This window comes from Streptomyces sp. NPDC007205 (assembly GCF_040634095.1).
In the GTDB taxonomy this organism is placed as follows: Bacteria; Actinomycetota; Actinomycetes; order Streptomycetales; family Streptomycetaceae; genus Streptomyces.
In genome coordinates, this window is record NZ_JBEYEW010000108.1 from 2,123 (window position 1) to 5,422 (window position 3,300).

Annotated in this window: 2 rRNA genes (1 of these 2 running past the window's edge); both read right to left on the reverse strand. The window is 57.7% G+C overall.

The annotated features are described in order from the left end of the window. Positions 1-1,272 (reverse strand): 23S ribosomal RNA (locus ABZ624_RS41880) (it extends 1,920 nt beyond the left edge of the window). A 281-nt stretch (positions 1,273-1,553) separates the two neighbouring features. Then, positions 1,554-3,079 (reverse strand): 16S ribosomal RNA (locus ABZ624_RS41885). Together the 16S and 23S rRNA genes form the textbook arrangement of a ribosomal RNA operon. Positions 3,080-3,300 lie beyond the last annotated feature (221 nt).

Genomic DNA, 3,300 nt, shown 5'->3' on the forward strand with positions numbered 1-3,300 from the left:
GTGCAATGACACGACTTCGGCGGTACGCTTGAGCCCCGCTACATTGTCGGCGCGGAATCACTAGACCAGTGAGCTATTACGCACTCTTTCAAGGGTGGCTGCTTCTAAGCCAACCTCCTGGTTGTCTGTGCGACTCCACATCCTTTCCCACTTAGCGTACGCTTAGGGGCCTTAGTCGATGCTCTGGGCTGTTTCCCTCTCGACCATGGAGCTTATCCCCCACAGTCTCACTGCCGCGCTCTCACTTACCGGCATTCGGAGTTTGGCTAAGGTCAGTAACCCGGTAGGGCCCATCGCCTATCCAGTGCTCTACCTCCGGCAAGAAACACACGACGCTGCACCTAAATGCATTTCGGGGAGAACCAGCTATCACGGAGTTTGATTGGCCTTTCACCCCTAACCACAGGTCATCCCCCAGGTTTTCAACCCTGGTGGGTTCGGTCCTCCACGAAGTCTTACCTCCGCTTCAACCTGCCCATGGCTAGATCACTCCGCTTCGGGTCTTGAGCGTGCTACTACAGCGCCCTGTTCGGACTCGCTTTCGCTACGGCTTCCCCACCCGGGTTAACCTCGCAACACACCGCAAACTCGCAGGCTCATTCTTCAAAAGGCACGCAGTCACGAGATGCAGCAAGCTGCATCCGACGCTCCCACGGCTTGTAGGCACACGGTTTCAGGTACTATTTCACTCCCCTCCCGGGGTACTTTTCACCATTCCCTCACGGTACTATCCGCTATCGGTCACCAGGGAATATTTAGGCTTAGCGGGTGGTCCCGCCAGATTCACACGGGATTTCTCGGGCCCCGTGCTACTTGGGTGTCTCTCAAACGAGCCGCTGACGTTTCGACTACGGGGGTCTTACCCTCTACGCCGGACCTTTCGCATGTCCTTCGCCTACATCAACGGTTTCTGACTCGTCTCACAGCCGGCAGACTGTGAAAGAGAGATCCCACAACCCCCACGACGCAACCCCTGCCGGGTCTCACACGTCGTAGGTTTGGCCTCATCCGGTTTCGCTCGCCACTACTCCCGGAATCACGGTTGTTTTCTCTTCCTGAGGGTACTGAGATGTTTCACTTCCCCTCGTTCCCTCCACACTGCCTATGTGTTCAGCAGCGGGTGACAGCCCATGACGACTGCCGGGTTTCCCCATTCGGAAACCCCCGGATCAAAGCCTGGTTGACGACTCCCCGGGGACTATCGCGGCCTCCCACGTCCTTCATCGGTTCCTGGTGCCAAGGCATCCACCGTGCGCCCTTAAAAACTTGGCCACAGATGCTCGCGTCCACTGTGCAGTTCTCAAACAACGACCAGCCACCCATCACCCCCGGACACAACCGGAGTTCACTGGGGCCGGCGACTGAGGAAAAAATCCATTCCCTCAGACACCCAACAGCGTGCCCGACACGACCAGCCGACCAGATCAGCGTTCCACGCCCCCGAAGAGGCTGTACTAGCGCCTGGTCCGTCCTGGACCGTGCCGAATAATCAACGTTCCACCCATGAGCAACCGTGCAAGACATTTGCTTGCAGTCGGCCATGTGCTCCTTAGAAAGGAGGTGATCCAGCCGCACCTTCCGGTACGGCTACCTTGTTACGACTTCGTCCCAATCGCCAGTCCCACCTTCGACAGCTCCCTCCCACAAGGGGTTGGGCCACCGGCTTCGGGTGTTACCGACTTTCGTGACGTGACGGGCGGTGTGTACAAGGCCCGGGAACGTATTCACCGCAGCAATGCTGATCTGCGATTACTAGCGACTCCGACTTCATGGGGTCGAGTTGCAGACCCCAATCCGAACTGAGACCGGCTTTTTGAGATTCGCTCCACCTCACGGTATCGCAGCTCATTGTACCGGCCATTGTAGCACGTGTGCAGCCCAAGACATAAGGGGCATGATGACTTGACGTCGTCCCCACCTTCCTCCGAGTTGACCCCGGCGGTCTCCTGTGAGTCCCCATCACCCCGAAGGGCATGCTGGCAACACAGAACAAGGGTTGCGCTCGTTGCGGGACTTAACCCAACATCTCACGACACGAGCTGACGACAGCCATGCACCACCTGTACACCGACCACAAGGGGGGCACTATCTCTAATGCTTTCCGGTGTATGTCAAGCCTTGGTAAGGTTCTTCGCGTTGCGTCGAATTAAGCCACATGCTCCGCCGCTTGTGCGGGCCCCCGTCAATTCCTTTGAGTTTTAGCCTTGCGGCCGTACTCCCCAGGCGGGGAACTTAATGCGTTAGCTGCGGCACCGACGACGTGGAATGTCGCCAACACCTAGTTCCCACCGTTTACGGCGTGGACTACCAGGGTATCTAATCCTGTTCGCTCCCCACGCTTTCGCTCCTCAGCGTCAGTAATGGCCCAGAGATCCGCCTTCGCCACCGGTGTTCCTCCTGATATCTGCGCATTTCACCGCTACACCAGGAATTCCGATCTCCCCTACCACACTCTAGCTAGCCCGTATCGACTGCAGACCCGAGGTTAAGCCTCGGGCTTTCACAATCGACGTGACAAGCCGCCTACGAGCTCTTTACGCCCAATAATTCCGGACAACGCTTGCGCCCTACGTATTACCGCGGCTGCTGGCACGTAGTTAGCCGGCGCTTCTTCTGCAGGTACCGTCACTTTCGCTTCTTCCCTGCTGAAAGAGGTTTACAACCCGAAGGCCGTCATCCCTCACGCGGCGTCGCTGCATCAGGCTTTCGCCCATTGTGCAATATTCCCCACTGCTGCCTCCCGTAGGAGTCTGGGCCGTGTCTCAGTCCCAGTGTGGCCGGTCGCCCTCTCAGGCCGGCTACCCGTCGTCGCCTTGGTGAGCCATTACCTCACCAACAAGCTGATAGGCCGCGGGCTCATCCTTCACCGCCGGAGCTTTACACCATCAAGGATGCCCAAGATGGTCATATCCGGTATTAGACCCCGTTTCCAGGGCTTGTCCCAGAGTGAAGGGCAGATTGCCCACGTGTTACTCACCCGTTCGCCACTAATCCACCCCGAAGGGCTTCATCGTTCGACTTGCATGTGTTAAGCACGCCGCCAGCGTTCGTCCTGAGCCAGGATCAAACTCTCCGTGAATGTTTTCCCGTGATCGGGATGAACACCACGAGAGCGGTGCGAGGGGAGGAATGATCCCCTCGCACACAGCGTCCTCGCTGTGTTTTTCAAAGGAACCTCGTCACCGGAAGGATCCGGTAGACGGGGTATCAACATATCTGGCGTTGATTTTTGGCACGCTGTTGAGTTCTCAAGGAACGGTCGCTTCCTTTGTACTCACCCTCTCGGGCTTTCCTCCGGGC